This window comes from Gordonia sp. (in: high G+C Gram-positive bacteria), assembly GCF_020438995.1.
Classification (GTDB): domain Bacteria; phylum Actinomycetota; class Actinomycetes; order Mycobacteriales; family Mycobacteriaceae; genus Gordonia.
Map to the genome: position 1 here is coordinate 1 of NZ_JAGQTN010000026.1, position 2,870 is coordinate 2,870.

General features: G+C 67.5%; 3 protein-coding genes and 3 pseudogenes. All 6 read right to left on the reverse strand.

Annotated elements, in window-relative coordinates; genetic code table 11:
• Positions 1-225: pseudogene (locus KDB67_RS02365) on the reverse strand (SAM-dependent methyltransferase); the annotation flags it as partial.
• 45 nt (positions 226-270) lie between these two features.
• Positions 271-435, reverse strand: a pseudogene (locus tag KDB67_RS22325) (hypothetical protein); the annotation flags it as partial.
• A gap of 32 nt (positions 436-467) precedes the next feature.
• On the reverse strand, positions 468-635 hold the full coding sequence (locus KDB67_RS02370) for a DUF3117 domain-containing protein (protein WP_005192435.1): 168 nt from the start codon (positions 633-635) through the stop codon (positions 468-470).
• Between the two features lie 138 nt (positions 636-773).
• Positions 774-1,061, reverse strand: a pseudogene (locus KDB67_RS02375) (DivIVA domain-containing protein); the annotation flags it as partial.
• 22 nt (positions 1,062-1,083) lie between these two features.
• Positions 1,084-2,082, reverse strand: a complete 999-nt coding sequence (locus tag KDB67_RS02380; protein WP_291011960.1) for a glucosyl-3-phosphoglycerate synthase — start codon at positions 2,080-2,082, stop codon at positions 1,084-1,086.
• A gap of 47 nt (positions 2,083-2,129) precedes the next feature.
• A partial coding sequence (gene folP, locus KDB67_RS02385; protein ID WP_291011957.1) for a dihydropteroate synthase occupies positions 2,130-2,870 on the reverse strand: 741 nt, incomplete at its 5' end.

Genomic DNA, 2,870 nt, shown 5'->3' on the forward strand with positions numbered 1-2,870 from the left:
ATCGATGCCGATGCCCCGCGCACCGGGCCGCGCGTCGAGAACACCGGCCAGATAGTGTCCGGTGCCCGAACCTATGTCGGCGACCACCGGATGTTCGCCGTCCGGATGTTCGCCGTCCGGATGTTCTGCGGTGCAGTCGGCCGGTGCCCACACCGTCCGCGCCACCGCGTCAACGACCGGCGCAAACGCCTGCGCCTGGTGTACGCGGCCACGCGCGGCGACCATCTCCGCCGTGTCCGATCGCAATCGACGAGTGCGTCCATCCAGGAGCGAGACGTAACCCTGCCGGGCAACATCGAAGGAATGTGCCGCGTCGCAGACCAGCGAGCGGCGATCCGGGCCGGCCCACAGCCGCCCGGGCGAATCATCCCCCGAACCCCCCGAGTCGCCGGCCCGGCCACAACAACAGACCGGACACTGCAACACGTCGAGCACCGCGCCGAGCGCAGGCCGTACGGTGACCGAGGTCAGCCGGTGACCCCGCGCAGTTCTTCGCCGAGAGCGCTCGCCTCGTCGGGTGTCAGCTCCACGACGAGGCGCCCACCGCCCTCGATGGGAATCCTGACGACGATTCCACGCCCCTCCTTGGCCGCCTCGAGAGGCCCATCCCCAGTACGTGGCTTCATCGCCGCCATTCTCGAACTCCCTTCAGAGCAACTGCCTGGCTCACATAGTACGTGCCGCACCGGACGCATCCGCCGATGACGTGCCTGTTCGGCGCAGCGCAAGCGGCACACCGCTCCATGTTACCCGTCAGTACACTCGCAGGATTCATCACGTGCCTGCAGGCGGGCGACGACCGTACGCAACTCGTCGAGTTCGCGGGCCACCTTCTCCAGCGCCCAGTCCACCTCGTCCTGGCGATAGCCCCGGACCGCCTGCGCGAACGTCAGCGCCCGCACGTCGTCGCCGGTCACGCCCGCACGCGGCAACCGCGTCAGCGTCGTGCCGCGATCGAGGGGCGGCAGATCCTCGCCACGGCCGAACACGAACCAGACCACGGCGAAGACCACCACCACGACGAGTGCCATCACCAGCAGATAGATCAGGATTGTCTGCACTCGTCCATAGTGGCACGGCTGTCTATGAGGCGATCTCCTCGTCACCGGCCGCTTCCGGGCGGATGGTGTTCATCGGCGGACGATCCTCCAGATATACATCGGTGGTGTGCGGGCTGAACGTCCCGTCGGGTTCGGCCGTGAACTGGGTCAGTCCGACATTGGAGTCGGCGAAACCACAGCGCCGCATGAAGGTACCGACGATCTGCCTGCTCATCACGCCGAGCTCGATCAGCGGCCGGTTGCGGTGCGTGCGCACGCCCAGGTTGACCTGCCCGATACCGTTGAGTCCGTACTTGTCGTAGGTGTCGATCAGCAGCCCGATCTCCACCCCGTAACCCGGCGCGAACGGAACCGACGACAGCAGTTCGCGCGTGCCCGCATACTCACCGCCCAGCGGTTGCAGCACGGCCGTCAGGTCCGGCTTCTGTGAGGCCAGCAGCGGACGCGCGACCAGCTCCGTGACCCGGCCGCCGCCGTTGGGGTCGGAGGATCCGCCGGTCTTCAGCGGGCGCCGGTAGTAGCCCTTCACCAGGTGGATGTCCCGGTTCATCAGCAGCGGTCCGAGCATCTTGGGCACGAACATCGGGTCGGGATCGATCAGGTCGGAGTCGACGAAGGCGATCAGATCGCCATCGGCGACCGCGATCGACCGCCACAGCACCTCACCTTTGCCCTTGACGGGCTCGAGTTCGGGAACGGCCTCCTCCCGGCTGATCACCCGCGCCCCGGCGGCGGTGGCGCGTTCGGCGGTGGCGTCGGTCGAGCCGGAATCGAGCACGATCACCTCATCGACGAGATGCGGGTACAGCGGCATGATCGAGGCGATCACGTCGGCGACGGTGTCCTCCTCGTTCAGCGCGGGCAGCACGACGGAGACGGTGCGGCCGTCCTTGGCGGCGACCAGCTCGTCGATCGTCCAGTCGGGACGTTCCCAGGTGTGCGTGACCGACCAGTCCCGCTTCGGGCTTCCGGTGTCGGCCGGTGCGGGCCACATCGAGGTCTTGTCGCGGCTGCCGATCATCCTCGGCTTGCGTCGCCCCGGACCACTCTTGGGCTTGGCTGGCTTGGTCATGCGAGTCCCCTGACTGTTCGGGCGGGAGCTCTCGTTCCCGCTATGGCAGCGACCATGTCGACCACGCGCCGGGTGGCGGCAACCTCGTGTACGCGGAACATCCGGGCGCCGTCTGCGGCGGCCAATGCTGTCGCTGCGAGAGTTCCCTCCAGCCGGTCTTTCAGGTCCACACCAAGAGTCTCCCCCACGAAATCCTTGTTGCTCAGCGCCATCAGCACCGGCCAGCCGGTGTTAACAAGAACTTTTACCTGGCGTAACAAGGTCAATCCGTGGAAAGTGTTCTTGCCGAAATCGTGCGTCGGATCGATAACTATCGAGTCACGGGCCACCCCCGCAGCGAGGGCACGCTCGGCGGCCGTGGTCACCTCGGCGAGCACGTCGGCCACCACGTCGTCGTAGGCGACCCGGTGCGGACGGGTACGTACACGGGCGCCGCCGGTGTGCGAGCACACGATGCCCGCCCCCATGGTCGCGGCCACCGACACCAGCTCGGGATCGGCACCGGCCCACGTGTCGTTGATCAGATCGGCACCCTCGGCACACGCCTTGGCGGCCACCTCCGCCCGCCAGGTGTCGACGCTGATGAGTACGTCCGGATACTGTTCGCGGATCCAGCCGATCATCCCGACGACGCGCTGCGCCTCGGTGGCGGCGTCGACCTCCTCGCCCGGCCCGGCCTTGACACCGCCGATGTCGATGACGTCGGCGCCCTCGGCAACCACCTGGTGCACCCTCTG